20 protein-coding genes are annotated in these 21,990 nt (G+C 37.6%); 6 read left to right on the forward strand and 14 right to left on the reverse strand.

From position 1 onward, the window contains the following. Positions 1 to 26 precede the first annotated feature (26 nt). The 3 genes from SK578_RS06555 to zwf all read left to right on the forward strand — a co-directional run bounded on the left by SK578_RS06555 (position 27) and on the right by zwf (position 4,570). Complete coding sequence (locus SK578_RS06555; RefSeq protein ID WP_023946888.1) at positions 27 to 2,192, forward strand: ABC transporter substrate-binding protein/permease; 2,166 nt, start codon at positions 27 to 29, stop codon at positions 2,190 to 2,192. Then, a complete protein-coding gene (locus SK578_RS06560; RefSeq protein ID WP_023946889.1) occupies positions 2,192 to 2,932 on the forward strand; it encodes an amino acid ABC transporter ATP-binding protein in 741 nt (246 codons plus the stop codon). The genes SK578_RS06555 and SK578_RS06560 overlap by 1 nt, the downstream gene beginning before the upstream one ends. Positions 2,933 to 3,082: 150 nt before the next feature. Then, positions 3,083 to 4,570 (forward strand): glucose-6-phosphate dehydrogenase, encoded by a 1,488-nt coding sequence (zwf, locus tag SK578_RS06565; protein WP_042751253.1) that lies wholly within the window; start codon positions 3,083 to 3,085, stop codon positions 4,568 to 4,570. 44 nt (positions 4,571 to 4,614) lie between these two features. Here zwf and ftsY read toward each other — a convergent pair whose 3' ends face one another. The 3 genes from ftsY to SK578_RS06580 are packed head-to-tail and all read right to left on the reverse strand — an operon-like array spanning position 4,615 to position 7,511. After that, a complete protein-coding gene (gene ftsY, locus SK578_RS06570) occupies positions 4,615 to 5,898 on the reverse strand; it encodes a signal recognition particle-docking protein FtsY (protein ID WP_042751254.1) in 1,284 nt (427 codons plus the stop codon). A 3-nt stretch (positions 5,899 to 5,901) separates the two neighbouring features. Beyond that, positions 5,902 to 6,720: a Cof-type HAD-IIB family hydrolase gene (locus SK578_RS06575; RefSeq protein ID WP_042751255.1), complete on the reverse strand. Its 819-nt coding sequence runs from the start codon at positions 6,718 to 6,720 to the stop codon at positions 5,902 to 5,904. Next, positions 6,720 to 7,511 carry a Cof-type HAD-IIB family hydrolase gene (locus SK578_RS06580; RefSeq protein ID WP_042751256.1) on the reverse strand — a complete coding sequence of 264 codons (792 nt, stop codon included), beginning with the start codon at positions 7,509 to 7,511 and terminating at the stop codon, positions 6,720 to 6,722. The genes SK578_RS06575 and SK578_RS06580 overlap by 1 nt, the downstream gene beginning before the upstream one ends. Before the next feature lie 230 nt (positions 7,512 to 7,741). Here SK578_RS06580 and SK578_RS06585 point away from each other — a divergent pair, with 230 nt between their 5' ends. Then, positions 7,742 to 8,437, forward strand: coding sequence for a VIT1/CCC1 transporter family protein (locus tag SK578_RS06585; RefSeq protein ID WP_025173172.1), 696 nt, complete (start codon positions 7,742 to 7,744; stop codon positions 8,435 to 8,437). Positions 8,438 to 8,775: 338 nt separating this feature from the next. Here the strand turns inward: SK578_RS06585 and SK578_RS06590 are convergent, their stop codons facing one another. The 8 genes from SK578_RS06590 to SK578_RS06625 form a co-directional block, all read right to left on the reverse strand. Beyond that, positions 8,776 to 9,066 carry a DUF4176 domain-containing protein gene (locus SK578_RS06590; RefSeq protein WP_004269711.1) on the reverse strand — a complete coding sequence of 97 codons (291 nt, stop codon included), beginning with the start codon at positions 9,064 to 9,066 and terminating at the stop codon, positions 8,776 to 8,778. 103 nt (positions 9,067 to 9,169) lie between these two features. Then, positions 9,170 to 9,847 carry a DUF443 family protein gene (locus SK578_RS06595; protein WP_004269710.1) on the reverse strand — a complete coding sequence of 226 codons (678 nt, stop codon included), beginning with the start codon at positions 9,845 to 9,847 and terminating at the stop codon, positions 9,170 to 9,172. 72 nt (positions 9,848 to 9,919) lie between these two features. Continuing rightward, positions 9,920 to 10,582 (reverse strand): DUF443 domain-containing protein, encoded by a 663-nt coding sequence (locus tag SK578_RS06600; protein ID WP_042751257.1) that lies wholly within the window; start codon positions 10,580 to 10,582, stop codon positions 9,920 to 9,922. Positions 10,583 to 10,591: 9 nt separating this feature from the next. After that, the gene (locus SK578_RS06605; protein WP_080709985.1) at positions 10,592 to 12,058 is read right to left on the reverse strand and encodes an LXG domain-containing protein; all 1,467 of its coding nucleotides are present in this window, start codon (positions 12,056 to 12,058) and stop codon (positions 10,592 to 10,594) included. After that, entirely contained in the window at positions 12,048 to 12,389 is a 342-nt protein-coding gene (locus tag SK578_RS06610; protein ID WP_004269707.1) for a hypothetical protein, read from the reverse strand. Before SK578_RS06610 ends, SK578_RS06605 begins: the two co-directional genes overlap by 11 nt. Then, entirely contained in the window at positions 12,382 to 12,690 is a 309-nt protein-coding gene (locus tag SK578_RS06615; RefSeq protein ID WP_004269706.1) for a TIGR04197 family type VII secretion effector, read from the reverse strand. The genes SK578_RS06610 and SK578_RS06615 overlap by 8 nt, the downstream gene beginning before the upstream one ends. 303 nt (positions 12,691 to 12,993) lie before the next feature. Next, positions 12,994 to 14,982, reverse strand: coding sequence for an ABC transporter permease (locus tag SK578_RS06620; RefSeq protein ID WP_042751258.1), 1,989 nt, complete (start codon positions 14,980 to 14,982; stop codon positions 12,994 to 12,996). Position 14,983: 1 nt separating this feature from the next. Further along, positions 14,984 to 15,742: an ABC transporter ATP-binding protein gene (locus SK578_RS06625; protein ID WP_000173372.1), complete on the reverse strand. Its 759-nt coding sequence runs from the start codon at positions 15,740 to 15,742 to the stop codon at positions 14,984 to 14,986. Between the two features lie 443 nt (positions 15,743 to 16,185). On the opposite strand from SK578_RS06625, the gene SK578_RS06630 reads away from it, so the two are divergent. Both SK578_RS06630 and SK578_RS06635 read left to right on the forward strand, forming a co-directional pair. Continuing rightward, positions 16,186 to 18,180 carry a DUF1430 domain-containing protein gene (locus tag SK578_RS06630; RefSeq protein WP_042751259.1) on the forward strand — a complete coding sequence of 665 codons (1,995 nt, stop codon included), beginning with the start codon at positions 16,186 to 16,188 and terminating at the stop codon, positions 18,178 to 18,180. A 1-nt stretch (position 18,181) separates the two neighbouring features. Beyond that, positions 18,182 to 18,832: an ABC transporter ATP-binding protein gene (locus SK578_RS06635; RefSeq protein ID WP_042751260.1), complete on the forward strand. Its 651-nt coding sequence runs from the start codon at positions 18,182 to 18,184 to the stop codon at positions 18,830 to 18,832. Positions 18,833 to 18,936: 104 nt separating this feature from the next. Here SK578_RS06635 and SK578_RS06640 read toward each other — a convergent pair whose 3' ends face one another. From SK578_RS06640 to SK578_RS06650, 3 genes are read right to left on the reverse strand one after another with little or no spacing between them, the layout of a single operon-like run. Beyond that, complete coding sequence (locus SK578_RS06640; protein ID WP_001085048.1) at positions 18,937 to 19,209, reverse strand: PspC domain-containing protein; 273 nt, start codon at positions 19,207 to 19,209, stop codon at positions 18,937 to 18,939. Between the two features lie 58 nt (positions 19,210 to 19,267). After that, positions 19,268 to 19,717 carry a SprT family protein gene (locus tag SK578_RS06645; protein WP_042751261.1) on the reverse strand — a complete coding sequence of 150 codons (450 nt, stop codon included), beginning with the start codon at positions 19,715 to 19,717 and terminating at the stop codon, positions 19,268 to 19,270. After that, positions 19,704 to 21,833: a Tex family protein gene (locus SK578_RS06650; protein WP_042751262.1), complete on the reverse strand. Its 2,130-nt coding sequence runs from the start codon at positions 21,831 to 21,833 to the stop codon at positions 19,704 to 19,706. Before SK578_RS06650 ends, SK578_RS06645 begins: the two co-directional genes overlap by 14 nt. Positions 21,834 to 21,990 lie beyond the last annotated feature (157 nt).

Consider the following 21,990-nt stretch of genomic DNA (forward strand, 5'->3'; position numbering starts at 1 on the left):
AAAATATTCGGAAAAGGAGACTAAAAATGAAGAAAAAATTTCTAGCATTTTTGCTAATTTTATTCCCAATTTTCTCATTAGGTATTGCAAAAGCAGAGACGATTAAGATTGTGTCTGATACCGCCTATGCACCTTTTGAGTTTAAAGATTCAGATCAAACTTATAAAGGAATTGATGTTGACATTATCAATAAAGTCGCTGAGATTAAAGGATGGAACATTCAGATGTCCTATCCTGGATTTGACGCAGCTGTGAATGCAGTTCAAGCTGGTCAAGCTGACGCTATCATGGCAGGAATGACAAAAACTGCAGAACGTGAAAAAGTTTTCACCATGTCTGATACTTACTATGATACAAAAGTTGTCATTGCTACTACAAAGGCACACAAGATTAGCAAGTACGACCAATTAACTGGTAAAACCGTTGGTGTTAAAAACGGAACAGCCGCTCAACGTTTCCTTGAAAGTATCAAAGACAAATACGGCTTTACTATTAAAACATTTGATACTGGTGATTTGATGAACAACAGCTTGGCTGCTGGTGCTATCGATGCTATGATGGATGACAAACCTGTTATCGAGTATGCCATTAACCAAGGTCAAGACCTCCATATTGAAATGGATGGTGAAGCTGTAGGAAGTTTTGCTTTCGGTGTTAAAAAAGGAAGCAAATACGAGCACCTGGTTACTGAATTTAACCAAGCCTTGGCTGAAATGAAAAAAGATGGTAGTCTTGATAAAATCATCAAGAAATGGACTGCATCATCTTCTTCAGCAGTACCAACCACAACGACTGCAGCTGGTCTAAAAGCAACTCCTGTTAAAGCTAAATACATCATTGCCAGTGATTCTTCTTTTGCACCTTTTGTGTTCCAAAACTCAAGTAACCAATTTACTGGTATTGATATGGACTTGATTAAGGCAATCGCTAAAGATCAAGGTTTTGAAATTGAAATCACCAACCCTGGTTTCGATGCCGCTATTAGTGCTGTTCAAGCTGGACAAGCTGATGGTATCATTGCTGGTATGTCTGTCACAGATGCTCGTAAGGCAACTTTTGACTTCTCAGAATCATACTACACTGCTAATACAATCCTTGGTGTCAAAGAATCAAGCACCATTGCTTCTTATGAAGATTTAAAAGGAAAGACAGTTGGTGTTAAAAACGGAACTGCCTCTCAAACCTTCCTAACAGAAAATCAAAGCAAATACGGTTACAAAATCAAAACTTTTGCTGATGGTTCTTCAATGTATGACAGTTTAAACACTGGTGCCATTGATGCCGTTATGGATGATGAACCTGTTCTCAAATATTCTATCAGCCAAGGTCAAAAATTAAAAACCCCAATCGCTGGAACTCCTATCGGTGAAACAGCCTTTGCTGTTAAAAAAGGAGCAAATCCAGAATTGATTGAAATGTTCAACAACGGACTTGCAAACCTTAAAGCAAACGGAGAATTCCAAAAGATTCTTGATAAATATCTAGCTAGCGAATCATCAACTGCTTCAACAAGCACTGTTGATGAGACAACTATCTGGGGCTTGCTTCAAAACAACTACAAACAACTCCTTAGCGGGCTTGGTATCACTCTTGCTCTAGCTCTTATCTCATTTGCTATTGCTATTGTTATCGGGATTATCTTCGGTATGTTTAGCGTTAGCCCCTACAAATCTCTTCGTGTGATCTCTGAGATTTTCGTTGACGTTATCCGTGGTATTCCATTGATGATTCTTGCAGCCTTCATTTTCTGGGGAATTCCAAATTTCATCGAATCGATCACAGGCCAACAAAGTCCAATTAACGACTTTGTAGCTGGTACTATTGCCCTATCTCTCAATGCAGCCGCTTATATCGCTGAAATCGTTCGTGGTGGTATTCAGGCCGTTCCAGTTGGGCAAATGGAAGCCAGCCGAAGCTTGGGTATCTCTTATGGAAAAACCATGCGTAAGATTATCTTGCCACAAGCAACTAAATTAATGTTGCCAAACTTTGTTAACCAATTCGTTATCGCTCTTAAAGATACAACCATCGTATCTGCTATCGGTTTGGTTGAACTCTTCCAAACTGGTAAGATTATCATTGCCCGTAACTACCAAAGTTTCAAGATGTATGCAATCCTTGCTATCTTCTATCTTGTAATTATCACACTTTTGACTAGACTAGCGAAACGCTTAGAAAAGAGGATTCGTTAATGGCAAAATTAAAAATTGATGTAAATGATTTACACAAGCACTATGGAAAAAATGAGGTTCTAAAAGGAATCACAACTAAATTCTATGAAGGAGATGTTGTTTGTATCATCGGTCCTTCAGGATCTGGTAAGTCGACCTTCCTCCGTAGCCTTAATCTTCTAGAAGAAGTTACGAGCGGTCACATCACTGTGAACGGCTATGACTTAACTGAAAAAACAACCAACGTTGACCACGTTCGTGAAAATATCGGAATGGTGTTCCAACACTTTAACCTCTTCCCTCATATGTCTGTATTGGACAACATTACTTTTGCTCCTATCGAGCACAAGTTGATGACTAGGGAAGAAGCTGAGAAATTGGGAATGGAGTTGCTTGAGAAGGTTGGGCTAGCAGATAAAGCTAATGCTAATCCAGATAGCCTATCAGGTGGTCAAAAACAACGTGTGGCTATCGCTCGTGGACTAGCAATGAATCCAGACATCATGCTCTTTGATGAACCAACTTCTGCCCTTGACCCTGAGATGGTTGGAGACGTACTAAACGTTATGAAAGAATTGGCTGAGCAAGGTATGACCATGATTATCGTAACCCATGAGATGGGATTTGCCCGTCAGGTTGCCAACCGCGTTATCTTTACTGCAGATGGTGAATTCCTTGAAGACGGAACACCTGATCAAATCTTTGATAACCCACAGCACCCACGTCTGAAAGAGTTCTTGGACAAGGTCTTAAACGTCTAAACTCAAACTGTAAGGATTTCCTTGCAGTTTTTTTCTATCTCGTATTGGATTTTTTGATTTTTCGGAAAATTATGTTAGAATTAAATTTATGAAATGAGATTTCCTCATACCTAGCAAGACTAGGAATAAAAATAGAAATTAGGTAGCTAGATGTCATCTAAGGTTATTGTTACAATTTTCGGTGCGAGTGGAGACCTGGCTAAACGCAAGCTCTACCCTTCCCTTTTTAGACTATATAAATCCGGCAATCTTTCCGAACACTTTGCAGTCATTGGAACTGCTCGTCGTCCTTGGAGCAAGGAATATTTTGAATCTGTTGTAGTCGAATCGATCCTTGATTTGGCAGATAGTACCGAACAGGCTCAAGAGTTCGCTAGTCACTTCTACTATCAAAGTCATGATGTCAACGATACAGAACACTACATTGCTTTGCGTCAATTGCAGGCTGAACTAAATGACAAGTACCAAGCTGAACACAACAAGCTCTTCTTCTTGTCTATGGCGCCTCAGTTCTTTGGAACTATTGCCAAACACCTCAAGTCTGAAAACATTGTGGATGGTAAAGGTTTTGAACGTTTAATCGTTGAGAAGCCATTTGGTACAGATTACGCAACTGCAAGCAAGTTAAATGACGAGCTCCTAGCAACATTTGACGAAGAACAAATTTTCCGTATCGACCATTATCTTGGTAAGGAAATGATCCAAAGCATCTTTGCAGTTCGCTTTGCAAACCTGATTTTTGAAAATGTTTGGAATAAGGACTTTATTGACAATGTTCAAATTACCTTTGCAGAGCGCTTGGGTGTAGAAGAACGTGGTGGCTACTATGACCAATCTGGTGCCCTCCGCGACATGGTACAAAACCATACTTTGCAACTACTTTCCCTCCTTGCCATGGATAAGCCAGCAAGCTTCACAAAAGACGAGATTCGTGCTGAAAAGATTAAGGTCTTTAAAAACCTCTATCATCCAACTGATGAAGAGCTTAAAGAACACTTTATCCGCGGTCAATACCGATCAGGTAAGATTGATGGCATGAAATACATCTCTTACCGTAGCGAGCCAAATGTAAATCCAGAATCAACAACTGAAACCTTTGCATCTGGTGCCTTCTTTGTAGACAGCGATCGATTCCGTGGTGTTCCTTTCTTCTTCCGTACTGGTAAACGTCTGACTGAAAAAGGAACTCATGTCAACATCGTCTTTAAACAAATGGATTCTATCTTTGGAGAACCACTTGCTCCAAACATTTTGACCATCTATATCCAACCAACAGAAGGCTTCTCTCTTAGCCTAAATGGGAAGCAAGTAGGAGAAGAATTCAACTTAGCTCCGAACTCACTTGATTACCGTACAGATGCGACCGCAACTGGTGCCTCTCCAGAACCATACGAGAAATTGATTTATGATGTCTTAAATAACAACTCAACTAACTTTAGCCACTGGGATGAAGTTGGTGCATCATGGAAGTTGATTGACCGTATCGAAGAGCTTTGGGCTAAAAATGGTGCTCCACTTCATGACTATAAAGCTGGAAGCATGGGACCTCAAGCAAGCTTTGACTTACTTGAAAAATTCGGTGCCAAATGGACTTGGCAACCAGATATCGCCTATCGTCAAGATGGCCGTTTAGAATAAAAAAAATCCTGCAAGTTTGTAGCTTGCAGGATTTTTGCTTCTGATTAAATTAAGCCTTCCAAGAGACCCTTCATAAAGTTTTCTGAGTTAAACTCTCCAATATCATCGATTTTTTCACCAAAACCAATCAATTTTACAGGAATATTGAGTTCTTCACGAATGGCTAGAACAACACCACCTCGAGCCGTTCCATCAATCTTAGTCAAAACAATTCCCGTTAAAGGTGTGATTTTCGAAAATTCTTTGGCCTGTACCAGGGCATTTTGACCTGTTGATGCATCAAGAGCCAAGAAGGTTTCATGTGGTGCTTCTGGTACAACACGTTTGATAATACGACCAATCTTTTCCAACTCAGCCATGAGGTTATCCTTATTTTGCAGACGACCAGCGGTATCAATCATGAGAATATCAATACCTTCAGCCACGGCACGTTCCATACCGTCAAAGACCACGCTGGCTGGGTCAGCTTTTTCAGGTCCAGTCACAACTGGAACGTCCACATGACGACCCCATTCAGCTAGCTGGGCTACTGCCCCTGCGCGGAAGGTATCTGCTGCTACTAGCATGACTTTTTTGCCAGCTTGCTTGTAACGATGAGCTAATTTCCCAATAGAAGTTGTCTTCCCAACACCGTTAACACCAACAAAGAGCATAACTGTCAAACCATCTTGGAAATGGATTTGTTCATCGTAGTTGCCATCCTTTTCGTAGAGTTCAACCAATTTCTCGATAATGACACGGCGAAGTGCTTCAGGTTTCTTGGCGTTTTCAAGCTTGGCTTCGTAGCGTAGCTCCTCTGTTAAGTTAGATGCAACCTGGACACCAACGTCACTCATGATAAGCAGTTCTTCCAATTCCTCGAAAAATTCTTCGTCAACAGAGCGGAAATTAGCAAAGAAGGCATTTAAGCGAGCTCCGAAGCCTGTACGAGTTTTCTTAAGACTGCGGTCATATTTTTCCTGAACAGTTTCTTCTACTTGAGCCATTTCTGGTTCAAGCACTTCAGAACTATTTTCTTCTACAGTTCCTTCCTGCTCAGGATTCTCTTTCTCTACGACTTCTTCTGAGTTTGGCAATTCTTCTATTTCTTCTTGAAAAGCCTCTACAGCTGGCTCTGAATTCAGACTTTCTTCAAATGTGTCTTGATTATCCTCTTCTTTGAGCAAAGATTCTTCAGCAACTTCTGCTACTTCTTGAAGAATTCCCTCAGCTTCTGTAAGAGAAGACTCAACATCTTCAGACAAATCAAGATTTTCCAGAGCTTCTTTTACAACTTCTTCGATTTTAGGTTCTTCTTTTTTTCCGAATAGACGGTCAAACAATCCCATATCTTATTTCTCCTTTAGCACATATTCTTCGATAGCCCAGGCGACAGCCTCTTCATCATTGGTCATAGGAGTTACCACATTTGCGACTGCCTTAACTTCAGGAACAGCGTTTTGCATGGCAACACCGAGCCCTGCCCATTCAATCATAGAAAGGTCATTGGCCTCGTCACCACATGCCATAACTTGGCTTTGGTCGATTCCAAGATGGCTGATTAGTTTTGCCAAACCTGTTGCTTTGTGAACATTCTTTGGTGACCACTCTAGCAACATTTCACGTGATTTAAAGATTTCATATTGATCAAACAATTCTGGAGAAATCTTCTTAATGGCCGCATCCAAGGGTTCTTGAGCAAAGGCAGTCACGCACTTATTGTAAGTCATTTGACTAGACAGGTCTGCAAAGTCCACTGGAATAAAAGTCAAAGCTGGATTGAATTTGGCATAAAGACTTTCTTGGTCGGATTGAATTTGATAAACAGTTCCTTCTGAGATGGCATCAAGAGGTAGTGTTAATTTCTCTGTTTCCTCATACAAGCGTGCCACATCATCATATGAAAAGACTGTTTTATCAAGGATTTCACCTGTATTTTTCTGAACCAAACCACCATTAAAAGTAATGGTATACTCATCTTCCCGACCATTAGTCCCTAGCTCATGGAGAAAGAAATCCATAGCTTTTAAGGGACGACCAGTTGTCAATACGACCTTGATACCACGATCACGCGCAACTTTCAAAGTTGCCTTGGTACGATCCGTCAACCTTTTATCAGTAGTCAGCAAGGTCCCGTCCAAGTCCAATGCAATCAATTTTATATCTGCCATTATAAGCCCTCCATATAAGCTATAACCGACTGGTCCTTATGGTGACCAATCACAGTCTCTGCTAATTCTAAAATTTCTGGTCGTGCATTTTCAGGAGCTACAGGATGTCCCACAACCTGCATCATATGCAAGTCATTTAGATTGTCTCCAAAAGCCATGACCTGATCCATTGTGATACCAAGTTTTTTAACTAATTCAACAATGGCCACACCCTTATCAACATAGTCCAGAACAATATCAATGGATTCAAAACCAGTTGTCATAGCCTTAACACCAGGGACATTTTCATTGACCCAAGCCTCCCCAGCTTCTAGCGTTTCTTCTGTGAAGTTGGTTGTAAATTTGAAAATGTCATCTGTAATATCTTCCAGACTCGCTACTTTTTGGATATTTTCATTATAGTGCTGGCTCACTTTTAAATAGGTCTCATCAACCGTATCTAGAACATAAGCTCCCTTTTTTCCCGTCAAGAGCAGTTTATTGATATCTACATAAGGTGAAGTTTTCAGCATTTCAAAAGTTGATAGATAAAACTCACGAGACATAGTCGCTTCATACAAGTCCTGACCTTGATATTCTACCAAACTGCCATTTTCCGCGATGAAAATAATGTCATCACGAACATCAGCAAATAATTTTTCTAGAGATAGAAATCCGCGCCCTGAAGCCACCGCAAAGTAAATCCCTTTTTCCTTGTAAGAAGCTAAAAGGGACTTGAGGCGGTCCATATCAAAACGTCCATTCTCATCTAGGAAGGTTCCGTCCATATCCGTTGCTACTAGTTTAATCATAAAATCTTTCTTACTCCGATTAGTAAATCTACCTCCTATTATACCATAGATAACTAGAAAAAGGACGAGTCTATCAGCTTTGCATCTCTTTTATCCTTCTCTACTAGCTAGTGGTGTTTCTAACTTTTAAAAAAGCTCGTAAAATTAAAATCGTGCAACTTTTTTCAGATACTTTTAAAAGATTGATTTCATTACCTCTTTCCTTTATACTGGATAAAAAGGAGAATAGTATGTCAGAAACAAATCACGAAATCGATTCAAATTTTGCAGGTCGTTTAAATATCCTGCGTGCGGGTGTTCTTGGTGCTAATGATGGGATTATTTCCATCGCTGGTGTGGTTATTGGGGTTGCCAGTGCTACGAGCAATATATGGATTATCTTTTTATCAGGATTTGCGGCTATTTTGGCCGGTGCCTTTTCGATGGCAGGTGGAGAATATGTGTCCGTTTCAACTCAAAAAGATACTGAGGAAGCAGCCGTTGCGCGTGAGCAACTCTTGCTAGACCAAGATATGGAACTAGCTAAAAAATCTCTCTATGCTGCCTATATCCAAAATGGCGAGTGTGAAACATCAGCCCAACTTCTCACCAACAAGGCCTTTCTTAAAAATCCGCTCAAGGCTTTGGTAGAGGAAAAATATGGGATTGAGTATGAAGAGTTTACCAATCCTTGGCATGCTGCTATCTCTAGCTTTATTTCTTTTTTCCTTGGTAGCTTACCACCAATGCTTTCAATTACCATTTTCCCAAGTGAATACCGCATCCCTGCTACCGTCCTTATCGTCGGTGTGGCCCTTCTTCTCACTGGTTACACTAGTGCCAAACTTGGAAAAGCACCTACCAAAACAGCTATGATTCGGAACCTTGCTATTGGTCTCTTAACTATGGGAGTTACCTTTCTGCTAGGACAACTTTTCAGCATTTAGTATATAAGAAATATCTAAATGAAATTGCACTACCTACAAAATAAAAGATTCACATCTACTTAGATATAATAAAAGAGAGAAACTTGATTCTCTCTTTTATTATATCTACAATCGTAGACAATGATTCTATAATGTGTGTTTTTCTAATAACGTTTTGATGTCTTCTAAGATTTTATAACGTTACCAGAAAAAATCATCCGCCTGAATAGTTGAAAGTTATTTACTTTATTTGCAATTATTTTAATCAATAACATCAATCATTAAAAGTGATAGTATTCTCAATAATGTCAAATCGACTCCTATTATAAGAGATAAACGCTTCAACGGAAGCTAATCTATTAATCGACCTTGCCCCTTTGAAAATTATTCTCATTTTCTAAGAGCCACTGACTATAAAGTTCTTGATATCGTTCCTCTTCGTTATCACTGTAACCTTTAAAAAGAACTTTATCAATATTTTCTTTATTAAAATATAAAATTTGTTCAGCATCAAGCCCTACTGGGTATATGCATCCTGAATAATCAAAAATTACTTTTTCTCCATCATTGTCAATGAAAGCTCCCCGATTAAGAATCATAATTTTACGGGTTCCATCTTTTAAATAAACAATACTTCCAATAGGTAACATAATCTTTTCTTCCTTTCGATATTTAAGTAATAATTTTATTTTTTTAAATAATAAATCTCAATAATATAAAAAATATAGCACTGAATTTAGGTAAAACAACATTTTATTTCAACTTTGATAAAACATCAACTATCTCATATTCCCGTTCTTCTCCAGGTGCAAAGGCAACATTTATGGTTGCTAGAGAAATGAACATTGTTAAAATCATTATCAAAAGCATGGCAACATTTTTTATATAAATAAAAGCTAAGGCAAATATAAGAGCTAAAGCAAAGAAACATACTCGTAAAAGAAGCATTTTTACGTAAAAACGCGATGAATTTACTGGTTTTATCTTAAAATAAATAGATTGTTCCAATGATCTATTAAGTAATTCCTCCAAACTTTTTTTCTTTTTAGAATATAAAAGCTGAAGCAAACTAAAAGACAATAATAAACCAATAACTACTAAAAGCAAACTAGTTACTATCGAAAAATTCACATAAAAGTTGGCAAATAAATCAATATGATTCATACGAGCCCAGGCATTCACAAAAACTGCCAATCCTGCAGCTAATGATGTTGGAAGGATAAATTTGCTCGCCTTAGAGTTTTTTTCTTCGATTTTAAAAAGTTCTTCATCTGAGATAGCATAAACTTTCTGATAAAAATACCAGTTTAAAGGCAAACAGAAATATCCGAGAAAATGTTTAGGAGATCTATCTAATAGATACTGTTTCCCCTGATAATGAAATAATAGGTATCGAAAATTCCCTTTATAATATAATTTTATTTTTTGCATTTTAATCCTTACTAATCTAAGAAAACATGAGTTTTCCCAAGCTATGAGGAGTATCTTGATATCGGCTACATCTTATTTTAGTTTTTTATCATTTATTTTATATAAGTGATGGCTTTCAGTTCCAAATGCAACATTAGAAGCCGACAAATATAGAAAGATGATTGCATTGGCCATTAAGCCAAAAAGTAAGTTACCTGAGTAGAAATAATACATTGGCATAAAAAATGCTAGCCCACCAATAACCACTATAAATCCTAGCAATTGTTTAAAGTCAATTTTTACTGGCGTAATTTTATAATATTGTAAATGCCTAAGTTCGTGCCCTATCAAGAAGGCCATCCTTCTTTTCCGAGAATAGTAAAATAATTCAACCAGAACATATGTTAAAAGAAAAGTCATTAAAAAGAGTGCCACTTTCGTAAAACTTGAAAGATTCGTTTCAAAATACTTAGTGATATCAATCTTGTTAACCCGTAACCAATTATATAAAAAGATACTCAGCCCAGCACCGAGAGAAGCTGAAACAGTGAGTTTTGTAGCACGTCCAGTTTTTTCTTTTATTTTACAGTACTCATCCGATGTAATGGGATACACATGTTGAAAGAAAAGCCAATTTATAGGTGGAAAAAGATATCCTCTCAAATGACATGGTCTTCTATCAAGTAAATAGTATTGATGATTGAATTCAAATACTAAATAACGAAAATTTCCATAAGTAAAACGAATTTTTTCCATCATTTCTCATTAGTCAAAGGGGTTAAGGGCACTTAGCCCACCTGAAATGGCATTTCCTACATCACTTACCATCTCACTGGCCCAATTTTTTGCACTTTCAACACTATTTGATATTGCCTGACCTACGTTTTTCCCTACATCATCCAAAAATGCCCCTGTAGTGTCTAAACCATCTTTAAGCCCTAAAAAGTTATTTTCATAGGCTTTATTAAACAACCAAGTAACTCCAACTCCAATAGCAAATGATGCAGTCGCTACACCAACAGCAGCCCAACCAACAGGATTACTTCCCAAAAATGCTCCTAAAGCTACTGTAGTTAGCTCCGCAGCTCCAAAACCAATCCCTGTTGACAAACCATTATGCACAACTGCCTGACCAATACTTTTATCTTTGTTAACAATATCATCATACATTCCAAGACCAAAGCCAATTCCCATTAAGGAACGGCCACCCCATTTGCCCCAGTTCGCTATATTTGTACCTTTTTGAACCAAAGCTTGACCTATACCAGTTTGTTTAACTAAAACAAATGAAGTTGAGGCTCCGTTTAAAGCAAATGTACTAGGGCCTTTAATTCCTTCTAAAATAGTAGCTAAACCACCAAAACGTTGAACCCCTATTCCAAGTTGCTCAATTATAGTTGCAAGTAAGTCAAACTGCGTGCTATTTTTATCATAATTCTCTCGAACTAACTCTAATGCACTTTTTAATTGCTGAATCAACTCAGGTGAAACTAACTCTTCTGGATGGGACCGAGCATAGGTAAGTAAAGCTTCAATGTCCTCTATTGTTAATCCCTCTCCTGATTTCAACTTTTCTTTGTCCAATCGTCTTCCCCAAGACTCGTGGACCTGTTTAACCCACATCAATTCCTCTTGAGGTGGAATTACAAATGTTTTTGTTTCTTCATTCCAAGAGCTTTTTGCTTGAGATAACCCTTGCCTTACTACTTGATAAAGACCATCTATATTTGAAAAAAGACCTGATGATGAATTATGAAATGTCAAAAGTTTTTGAAGCTTATCCTCCAATTTTTGTTTGACTTTCTGTTGAATCTCAATATGTTCTGTTAAACTATTAATAAAAAAATAGTCTGGTTGTTCCACACGATATTCCATGTTTCGTAGTTTCTGATAGTAAACAATACTTTTATGTGCTTGCGCAATTTTTTGACGCAACTCATCTTCTCTTAAACTTACACTATCCACTTCACTAATGAATTTATCCGGAAGACTCAATGTTGCTTTTTCTATTTCCTCATTTAATAAAATGCAAGCTTTTGTTAATGGAATCAATATTTGACTACAATAAACTTTTGCAGAATCATAAGCTAAACCAGATAAATCTCCACTGTTTGATGAAAAATCATTAAGAGCCTTATGTAAAGATTGATAGGCTTGATTTTGATTCTGTAGTGCTCTTGATGTACTACTTGCCTGATTCTTGGATTTCCATAAATACATATCAACCCCCATTTTTTTCTCTCACCTCTCTTTCTAATTGTTTCAATTGTTCTTTATCAACTTCTAATAGTTTTTGTGACTGTTTAAGTAACTCTTCCTGTTCTTGAAAATAGGTTTGAAGTTTTTGCGATGCCTGGAGATGTTGTGATTCTAAATCTTTAAAATAATAACTATCGTCAGATTTACTCATCAACTCTGCAACTTCACTAAAAAAGAATTTACTTTTTTTAGTAAGTTGATCATATTCATCTCGTACAATGTATAGATGACGTTTCTTTACTTTTAGAGATTCTTCTCTTTGTTTGAGTGATAACTCTAAATTAATGATATCACGATTAACCATTTAACGTAAACCTCGTGCTAGCATCGTCAATGCGTGACAATTGGTTTGCTACTTTCTGATCCATAGCATGAAAAGCTGAAGAAAGATTATGAATATTCGTTGACATCGCTGATAATACATTACCAATTTGACTCGCAGTAGTTTGCGCTAAATCAATTGCAGAGGAAGCTTTTACATTCCCCGCTACAGTTGTCTGATTATCTTTTTCAATTGCTATAAGATTAGCAAGACTTTCTGTAGCTTTTGCAATCGCCGTTGCTCTTTGAACAGCTAAAGATGTTACACTTTTTATTTCACTCATTATCGGGTTCCTCTAAAATATTTAACTATCATGATTATATCATAAAAATTTAAAAATATTTTAATATTCTCCAAATATGATTGAATACAACCTCAAAATTTTGAAATTGGCAATACATTGTTATTTCACTAGAAATTGCAGTTCTTTAAAAAATTAATAAAGCAATTATTAACTATATTTTTCTATAACAAACGAATCAAAGCCAAACTAAAAAGACTTAGCCCTGTACAATACAGAACTAAATCCTTTGGATAAATTAATTGTCTAACTTTTGGGGGTCAGTATATATCGAGGTATCTTTTTTTACATTTGCACAATCTTACGATAACTTCTTGAAGTAATCATGAAAATCAGCACATAGGCGATGAGGAAGATAGCGCAAATAGACAAGGTTACAGTCAACATCATAGTCGTATCTATTACACCAATCACTTTTAAAATCAGACTAAGCATATGGTAGGCAAAGGCGAGATGTATGAAGGCAAAGAGCAAAGGAAGGAAGAAAACAGTTAAAACCTGTTTGTTAATGGTTTGCTTGATTTGCTTTTGATCTAAACCGACTTTCTGCAAGATAATAAAGCGTTCACGGTCTTCATAACCTTCAGAAATTTGCTTGTAATAGATGACCAGAACGGTTCCGACCATAAAGATAATGGATAGGAAAATACCGATAAAGAAGACACCACCAAAGAGGGCACTCATCTGAGCACTAGCATCTGCTAGATTGCTACCATACACATAGCTACCTTCCGTGTTTAATTGAGCATTAAACTGATTGAGGTATTTATCATATTCTTCAGCGACCTTGAGTTGTTCTTCTTCGTTGGCATTTACATTCATACCACCGTAAAACTGATTATAGATAGCCGAATCTGGGAATTGGTCAAAAAAGGCTTGTAAATTAGGTACAACAAGGTAATTGTAATCAGCAGTCAAAATATTAAACTGATTTGGAACATGGTTTACAATGAAATCTTTAGTAAATTCTTCTTTGACAGAAAATTGATGATCATTTAGAGTTAGAGCTTTCTGTTCTTTAACTCCCTCATTCTTTGCAAAGAGTCCGACCTCATTTCCTGATAGAGACAGTTTTTGGCCAGTCATATTTTCATAATCTTTTTGGTCAAATACCATGAAAACTGTTGTGGGTTGGACACGATTTTGTCCTTTTTCAAAAAGGGTTAACTTGCTACCTTCTTGGTTTGCAACACCAAAGTAAGCGTAACGAAGAACTTCTTTCTCTTTAATCTTATAACCTTTGTCACTTGCAAACTGGCTCAAGAGTTTGTCCAAATCTTCTTTTTCAACATTTTGCCCTGAAACCCCAAAATCATGAGGATTTAGAACTTTTTTAAAGCTTTCTGAAGCATTGAAAATACTAGTCGCTGCAGACATGGTCACCAAAACCATTGTTGACAAGATAGCGATAGTTGCTAGTCCAACCGCATTTTTCTTCATACGGAAAATCAAATTAGACACTGAGATCAGGTTATTTGGCTGGTAGTAATATTTCTTATTTTTCTTCAAGATTTGGAGGAAAACGGTAATCCCTGCGTTAAACAAGAGATAAGTTCCAAAGATAACCAGCAAAACAGCTAGGAAGAAGGTTGTTAAGGCTGTAAGAGGATCTTTTACCGTAAGGGCAAGATAATAGCCAATCCCTAAACTAATCGAACCAAGAATAGTTTGGAGAGGTAGGAAACGACCTTTTTTCTCTCCACTTGCTTTTTCACGCGAGAGCTGGAGGGCATTCATGCGGGCGATTCGAAGGGCATTTAGGAACATGAGGCCTAGGAAAATCAAACCGAAGACAACAAGTACTGCAATGACAACTTTCATCTGGAAGGTAGCGACCAGCTCAACCTTCAATTTCATCAGTTTGAGCAAGAAAGCGAAAATCAACTTGTCAAACAAGGCTCCAATACCGATACCCGCTCCAACAGTTAGAATCCCAAATACCACTAACTCCTTAAAGGTCATACTGATTAGATGGCGCTTCTCCAATCCCAACATGCCATAAATCCCCAGTTCCTTGGAACGGTTTTTCATAACAAAACTATTGGCGTAAAGGACGATAATAGCTGACGCAAGGGTGACGACAAACATCCCAAATCCAAGTGTAGCTTGAATGGTTGTCCCTCCACGTATTTCAGAAATTTTGGGATTGAAGGTTAGAGAGTAAAAGAGATAGGTGACGGTGACTGCTAAGAGAACAGCCAGCGCAAAAGGATAGTAGAGTTTGCGGTTTTTAATCAAGTTCGATACCGCTAACTTATTGGTTAATCGAAACATACTAATTCACCTCGCTTGCCATGACAGTCAAGGTATCAGAGATTTCTTGGAACATCTGACGCTCAGTCTTCTCTCCACGGTAGATTTGATTGTAAAGAATGCCGTCCTTGATAAAGAGTACACGCTTAGCCCTGCTGGCTGCTGCTGTTGAGTGGGTTACCATGAGAATGGTTTGTCCACGCTCATTGATTTCATCAAAAACATCAAGTAAGGCTGCAGATGACTTGGAATCAAGGGCACCTGTTGGCTCATCCGCAAGGAGAATTTCAGGCTCTGTAATGATAGCGCGGGCTACTGCTACACGCTGTTTTTGCCCACCGGAGATTTCATAAGGGTACTTCTCTTGCAATTGGTTGATGCCTAGGTTCTCAGCTGTTACCACCAATTTCTTCATCATTTCCGTAATGGGTCTTCTTGATAAGACAAGGGGAAGCAAGATATTGTCTTTAACGGACAGGGTATCTAGCAAGTTAAAATCTTGGAAGACAAAGCCCAGCTTTTCACGACGGAAGCTAGAAGCTTGTGAATTTTTAATGGTTGCTGTATCAGTTCCATTTAAGTAAACCTGACCACGAGTTGGTTTGTCCAGCATAGCTAGGATATTGAGAAGAGTGGATTTACCAGAACCAGACTCACCCATGATGGCAACATAGTCACCCTTTTCTACGGTAAAGTGAATATCCTTGAGGGCTTCTACTTGGTTGCCCTGAAAACGAGTTTTGTAAATTTTTTGAACGTGTTTTACATCTAAAAGTGTCATGAGAATCTCCTTTCTTAATATCCCATCAAATGAAATGTTGCTTGCATCATAGCGCATCCCAGCTGAACACGCTCGATATCTTTGTGGCTTGGTTTTCTTGTTTTCTTATGTAAGATTTGTTTCATGATGTTACTCCTTTGTTCTTTATGAGTCTAGTTTACATCAAAAAAAACTGCTTGCCATAACCTAACCTTACAAAAGAGACTTTAATCTTACATTTTTGTAAGATTGGGGAATTTTTTGAAAATATCTACTATACGAAGTCCTATCATCACTTGTTTTATTTTTAAAAAAGGAGTAAAATAAAATTATGAAAGGGTTTTCTTCGATGCCTTGTAAAACTTTAGTTTTTTAGTGCTTATTTTAAAAAGTAGTAAGCTATAATTCGCATAACTGCAATGAAGAGGGAGGTTGATCTCCCTCTTGTTTAGAAAGAGGCTCCTATGAAACGTATATTTCTCTTCATCAGCAATCTTCTTCTGACACTCTTTCTGATTGGTGCTTTGTCCTTTTGGAAAGACTCTCTTCCACAAATCCTGTTTCCAGGTGCAGCAGTATTAAGCGGGCAAGCAGATTATTCTGCCGTTAAGGAAAAATTAAATAGTCTTGCTAAAGAACATAACAGTCTTATCGCAAGAACCATTTGGGAAGTAGATAGTGATGGAAAATCGCAAACTTACTACGAAGTTTTTGGAGATGGGAAACTTCCAGACTGGATGCCTCAAGCAAGTCAAGAAAGTATCAATAAAAGTAATCTTCTCAACAATTACAATATTATCAGTGGATCGCTAACAAATCAAGAATTAGCTATTCACCTTAAACAACTTGGACTAGAAAAAGTTAACACATTTGAAAATAATAGAGTCTCCTTCGTATTGACCCTCATTGCCCAACCCAATCAACTTACTAGTCTTTTCATTTTTTTATTGACCTTTTTATCACTTATTGTTATCGGACAGATTCAATCTCTCTCTCAATCAGGAATAAGACTGATTAATGGAGAACGTCTCAGAAATCTCTTCTTTCGTTCTATCATAAGAGACGGACTTGATATCCTTCTTTTCGGCTTGCCTGCTTTCCTAATAGCTAGTATTTTAGTAATTTACCTAGGCTATCCTTATGAAATTCAGACTTTTTTAGTAATACTATTTATTTTTTATAATAGCCTGCTTCTCTTGCTAAGTCTTCTCATCGCTTTTCTTTTTACTATTTCTTTGAAAAGAGTTCATCTTATCTCAATCATTAAAGGAAAATTACCAATTAAGTCAATTTTACGTATTCTTTACTTTGGTCAAGCTCTGTCTATCTTATTAGTTATTGTAGGATTTGGGCGCTTGTCCATTGATCATCATATATTTATGAAAAATGAGGCTGGACAAGCTACTTGGAAACAACACTCCAATATTGTTAATCTTCAAACAGGTCGTTCAAGTCAAAGAAAAAATATAGATGAACTCAAAATGAATGCTAATAAATGGTTTGACTTTATTCAATATTCTTTAGAAAATGGAAATGCCTTTCTAGTCAAACATAATCTCGCTATTCAAGCTATAAAACATTCTCTTTCAACTCATAATGATTCTGAACAAAATCCCTATGACTTGGAAGGGAAAAATATTCTCTATGTAACACCTGACTACTTCAAAAAAGAAGGTATAGAGTTAACATCAGAAACCTTTAAAAAAATCAATAATCTAAAAGATGGACAGGTTCTTGTAATACTACCTCAAGAACAAAAGAAAAATGAGGAACAAATAAAACAAAACATACAAGAAGATTTAACTAATCGATTATACAGTAGTGATACAAAGCATAGTGTCGAAGTTAATATAACTTATACTGATCAAAAAAAAGATGTATTCATTTATAATACTACCCATATTTCTTATGATCAATGGTTGTCAACCCCTATTTTTATCGTAGTTTCTCCTAAGGCACTTGGACAAGATTCTTCTATATTTTGGTTTACGAATCTAGAATATCTCTATTTTACCGATTTACAGCAAACACAAGAACTTTTGAAGTACTATCAACTTGATCCTATGATTTCAGGATTATCCTTTGCTAGAGAGACCTACCTCCAGTTAAATCAAAAAATTAAAATCGAAATTTTTAGTAACTTAGCAAGTGCTATATTTGCTATCTTGACTTCAATTTTACTTTTTACAAGTTTAAACCTACTCTATTTTGAAGCCTTTCGCAAAACCATATTCTTGAAAAAAATAGCTGGTTATTATTTCTTTGAATTACACTGTAGATATATCACTTCTCAAATAATAGCTCTCTTTGTCGGAAGTAGTCTAGCTTTCATTATTTCTAAGAATATCTGGATTACCCTGATTTTATTTCTCAGTTTTTCAGGTTTAGCTGTTTCTCTATTGAAAATCTGTGATAAAAAGGAAAGTAAAACTTATGCTAGCATTATCAAAGGAGGATAGTATGATTGAATTACAACATATTTGGAAACAATTTGGTTCTCGTGTCATTTTTTCAGACTTGAGTCTTAATTTTCAAGGTGATATGGTGTATGCATTGATAGGAGATAGTGGTTGTGGCAAAACCACTTTGCTGAATATGCTAGCAAAACTAGAGACTTTCGATAAAGGGGAAATATTTTACAAAGGAAATTCTTTGACTTCAATAAAAAATGAGGAATTTTATCGTAACGAACTTGGCTATCTCTTCCAGAACTTTGGACTATTAGAAAGTCAGACCATTCGAGAAAACCTTGAGCTGGGAATGATTGGTAAAAAAAAGAACAAGAAACAAGAAAAAGAAAGACTTCTTCTTCAAGCACTGCAAGCTGTAAGACTGGATTATCTAAGTCTCAACCAAAAAATCTATGAATTATCTGGTGGTGAAGCTCAACGTGTAGCACTTGCCAAAATTATCCTGAAAAATCCTCCTTTGATTCTAGCTGATGAACCAACCGCCTCACTAGATCCTAAAAATTCCAAGGAAATTATGGAAATTCTCCTTGAACTTCGTAATGCTAATAGAACAATTATCATCGCAACTCACAATCCTAGTATTTGGAAAATGGCTGATCAGATAATTCGGCTTTCTAAAGACGAAACAGATTATAATTAAATACCAAAATCCCTTGTGGCTATGTAGCGACAAGGGATTTTCAGTCATTTATGACACTTCTTTGAAGTACTATAGTGCAAATAATAAATATTTCCTTATTTACCTCACCAAAACCAGCCTTCATTATCGTCAATGGCTTGGGCTTCTTTGCGTTTGCGTGGGCCTGTTCCGTACATTTCTGCTTCGATTTCTTCCTTGGTAGGCATGACAGAAGCTAGGATGATATAGATAATCACGCCAAGTCCAAAGTTTGCGACTGTAAAAATAGCAAATAGAAAACGAACAAGGGTAACATCAAAATTCCACTTGTCTGACAGACCTGCCAAAACTCCTGAAATCATGCGATTTCGTCTCATTTTATAAAATTTACTGTTCATGATATTTCCTCTTTCTGCTATGTTAAACATAGTATATCATAGGTAGGCTCGGCTTTCATCAGTCCTCAGGCTGATTTATTAGTAGCAATTTACCTCGACAAACTCCACAGCGATAGCGTTTAGTATCAATCCTTCTCTTGCGATGATAAGCTTGCTGGCAGGATTGACAACGATAGAGCTTGAGTGGTTTAGAGTGGCTATTTGGCAAGGTTGGTACAAAGCGTAATCCATCCACTGCTTTCAACAGTTCCTTAAAATCCTTATCCTTGTGTTGATAGCCCTTCCCTTGAAAATAGAGGTGATAATGACAGAGTTCATGTCGGACAATTTTCCTAAAAACATCCAACCCCAATTCCTGATAAACCTTGGGATTAAAATCCAAATGCCCATCTTTGGGGAAAAATCGCCCACCTGTCGAACGTAGACGAGAATTCCAATGAGCTTGATGGATAAAAGGTCTACCGAAGTCTCCTAGTGAAACCTGCTTAACGTAATCAGTCAGTTTCATTTGGAGCTAGCAGCGACAGATTGACTTTTTCACGTTCAGTATCGATTTTCTTAACCCAAACCGTTACCAAATCTCCGACTGACACTACTTGGCTAGGATGTTTGATAAATTTGCGACTCATGTGAGAAATATGAATCAAGCCGTCCTCGTGAATCCCGATATCAACGAAGGCACCGAAATCAACAACGTTACGCACCACACCTTCTAGCTTCTGACCGACAACAAGATCCTTGATATCCAGTACATCTTGACGGAGAACTGGAGCATCAAAAGAGTCACGGAAATCTCGACCTGGTTTGAGAAGGTCTGCAATGATATCTTTAAGAGTTTCTGGACCAAGATTCAGTTCTTGCGCCATTTCCTTGACTGAAAGGGACTTGAGTTTACTTTGGTCTTCTTCATTCAAGTCTGTAATGTCCAAAAGTTTGAAAAGTTCCTTAACGGCAGCGTAATTTTCTGGGTGAACTCCTGTATTATCAAGGATATTGCTACTTTCAGGGATACGAAGGAAACCAGCTGCCTGTTCAAAGGCCTTGGCCCCCAGACGCGGAACCTTCTTAATTTGAGCTCGTGAAGTGATTTTTCCTTCCTCCTCACGGTATTTGACAATATTTTCAGAAATGGTTTTATTGAGTCCAGCTACGTGTGAAAGAAGAGCAGGACTGGCTGTATTGACATTGACACCGACTTGGTTTACCACTGTATCGACAACAAAGTCCAGACTCTCAGATAGTTTCTTCTGACTGACATCGTGTTGGTATTGACCGACACCGATTGACTTAGGATCGATTTTAACCAACTCTGCAAGAGGATCTTGCAAACGACGGGCGATAGAGATGGCTGAGCGTTTTTCAACTGTCAAATCTGGAAACTCCTGACGAGCAAGTTCGCTGGCAGAATAGACAGAAGCACCACTTTCATTGACGATAACATAGCTGACTTCAGGGAAATCTTTAAGAACTTCCGCCACAAAGGCTTCACTTTCACGACTAGCAGTACCATTTCCGATGGCAATAATCTCTACACCGTATTGACCAATCAGGTCGGCTAAGTCTTTCTTGGCTTCTTCAATCTGACGAGCAGAGGCTGGTTTAACAGGATAGATGACATGAGTTATCAGCATTTTTCCTGTTGTATCCACGACAGCTAGCTTGGCACCTGTACGAAAGGCAGGGTCAAATCCTAGAACCACGCGACCTTTCAGTGGAGCAACCAAGAGGAGATTGCGTAGGTTGTCAGAAAAGAGTTGGATAGCTCCTTCTTCTGCTTTCTCAGTTAGTTCTGTCCGAATACGACGCTCGATAGCAGGCAAGACTTTTTTCTTAACAGATTGCTGAACTACCTCATCTATGTAGGCATTTTTTACCTTAAAACGAGCAGCAAAGAAGGCAAGAATACGGTCTGTCGCATGTTCAAAACCGACCTTCAAGACACCAAGTTTCTCCCCACGATTGAGGGCCAAGGTACGATAACCCTGCATATTTCCAACCGTCTCAGAAAAATCATAATAAATCTGAAAAACCTGCTTTTCATCAAGACTTTCATCCTTGACTTGAGAAGTGAGTTTAGAGTGTCTCAGAACTTCCTGATAAGTCATGGAACGCAAGGCCACATCTTCCGATAAGGCTTCGATCAAGATATCAACTGCACCAGCCAAGGCCTCCTTACCAGTCGCAAATCCTTCACAGACGAACTTTTCAGCTTCCCTCTCTAAGCCAGCTACATTCTGCAAAATCAAGCGAGCAAGTGGGAAGAGTCCGGCTTCACGGGCAATAGTTGCCTTGGTCCGACGCTTTTCCTTGTATGGAAGATAAAGCTCTTCAACGTCTGCTAATTTTTCGGCAGCCAAGATAGCTTCTTCCAATTCCTTGGTTAACTTGCCTTGTTCTTGAATCTTAGCTAAAACAGCTTCCTTACGGTCGTTGAGATTGGTCAGACTTTTATCCAAGTCAATAATGGCCTTAATCGCCACCTCATCCAGACTACCAGTCATGTCCTTGCGATAACGTGCAATAAAGGGAATAGTTGCCCCTTCAGCTGTTAAAGACAAGACAGTATCAATTTGTTTTAAGGTCACACCCAAATCTTGGGAAATTTTTAAATATTTTTTATCCATAAACCTATTATACCATAAGCTAAACGTTTCAAATTACCTCTTACAATTTTAAAACATAAGTTGGGAAATAAATTTACTTCATTTCAATATTCTATTCATTGAGAAGGTTTCAATTTAGAATTCTACTAGATTACAAAAGGATTAGTGATTAAATTTT

The organism is Streptococcus mitis, assembly GCF_000722755.1.
In the GTDB taxonomy this organism is placed as follows: Bacteria; Bacillota; Bacilli; order Lactobacillales; family Streptococcaceae; genus Streptococcus; species Streptococcus mitis_CM.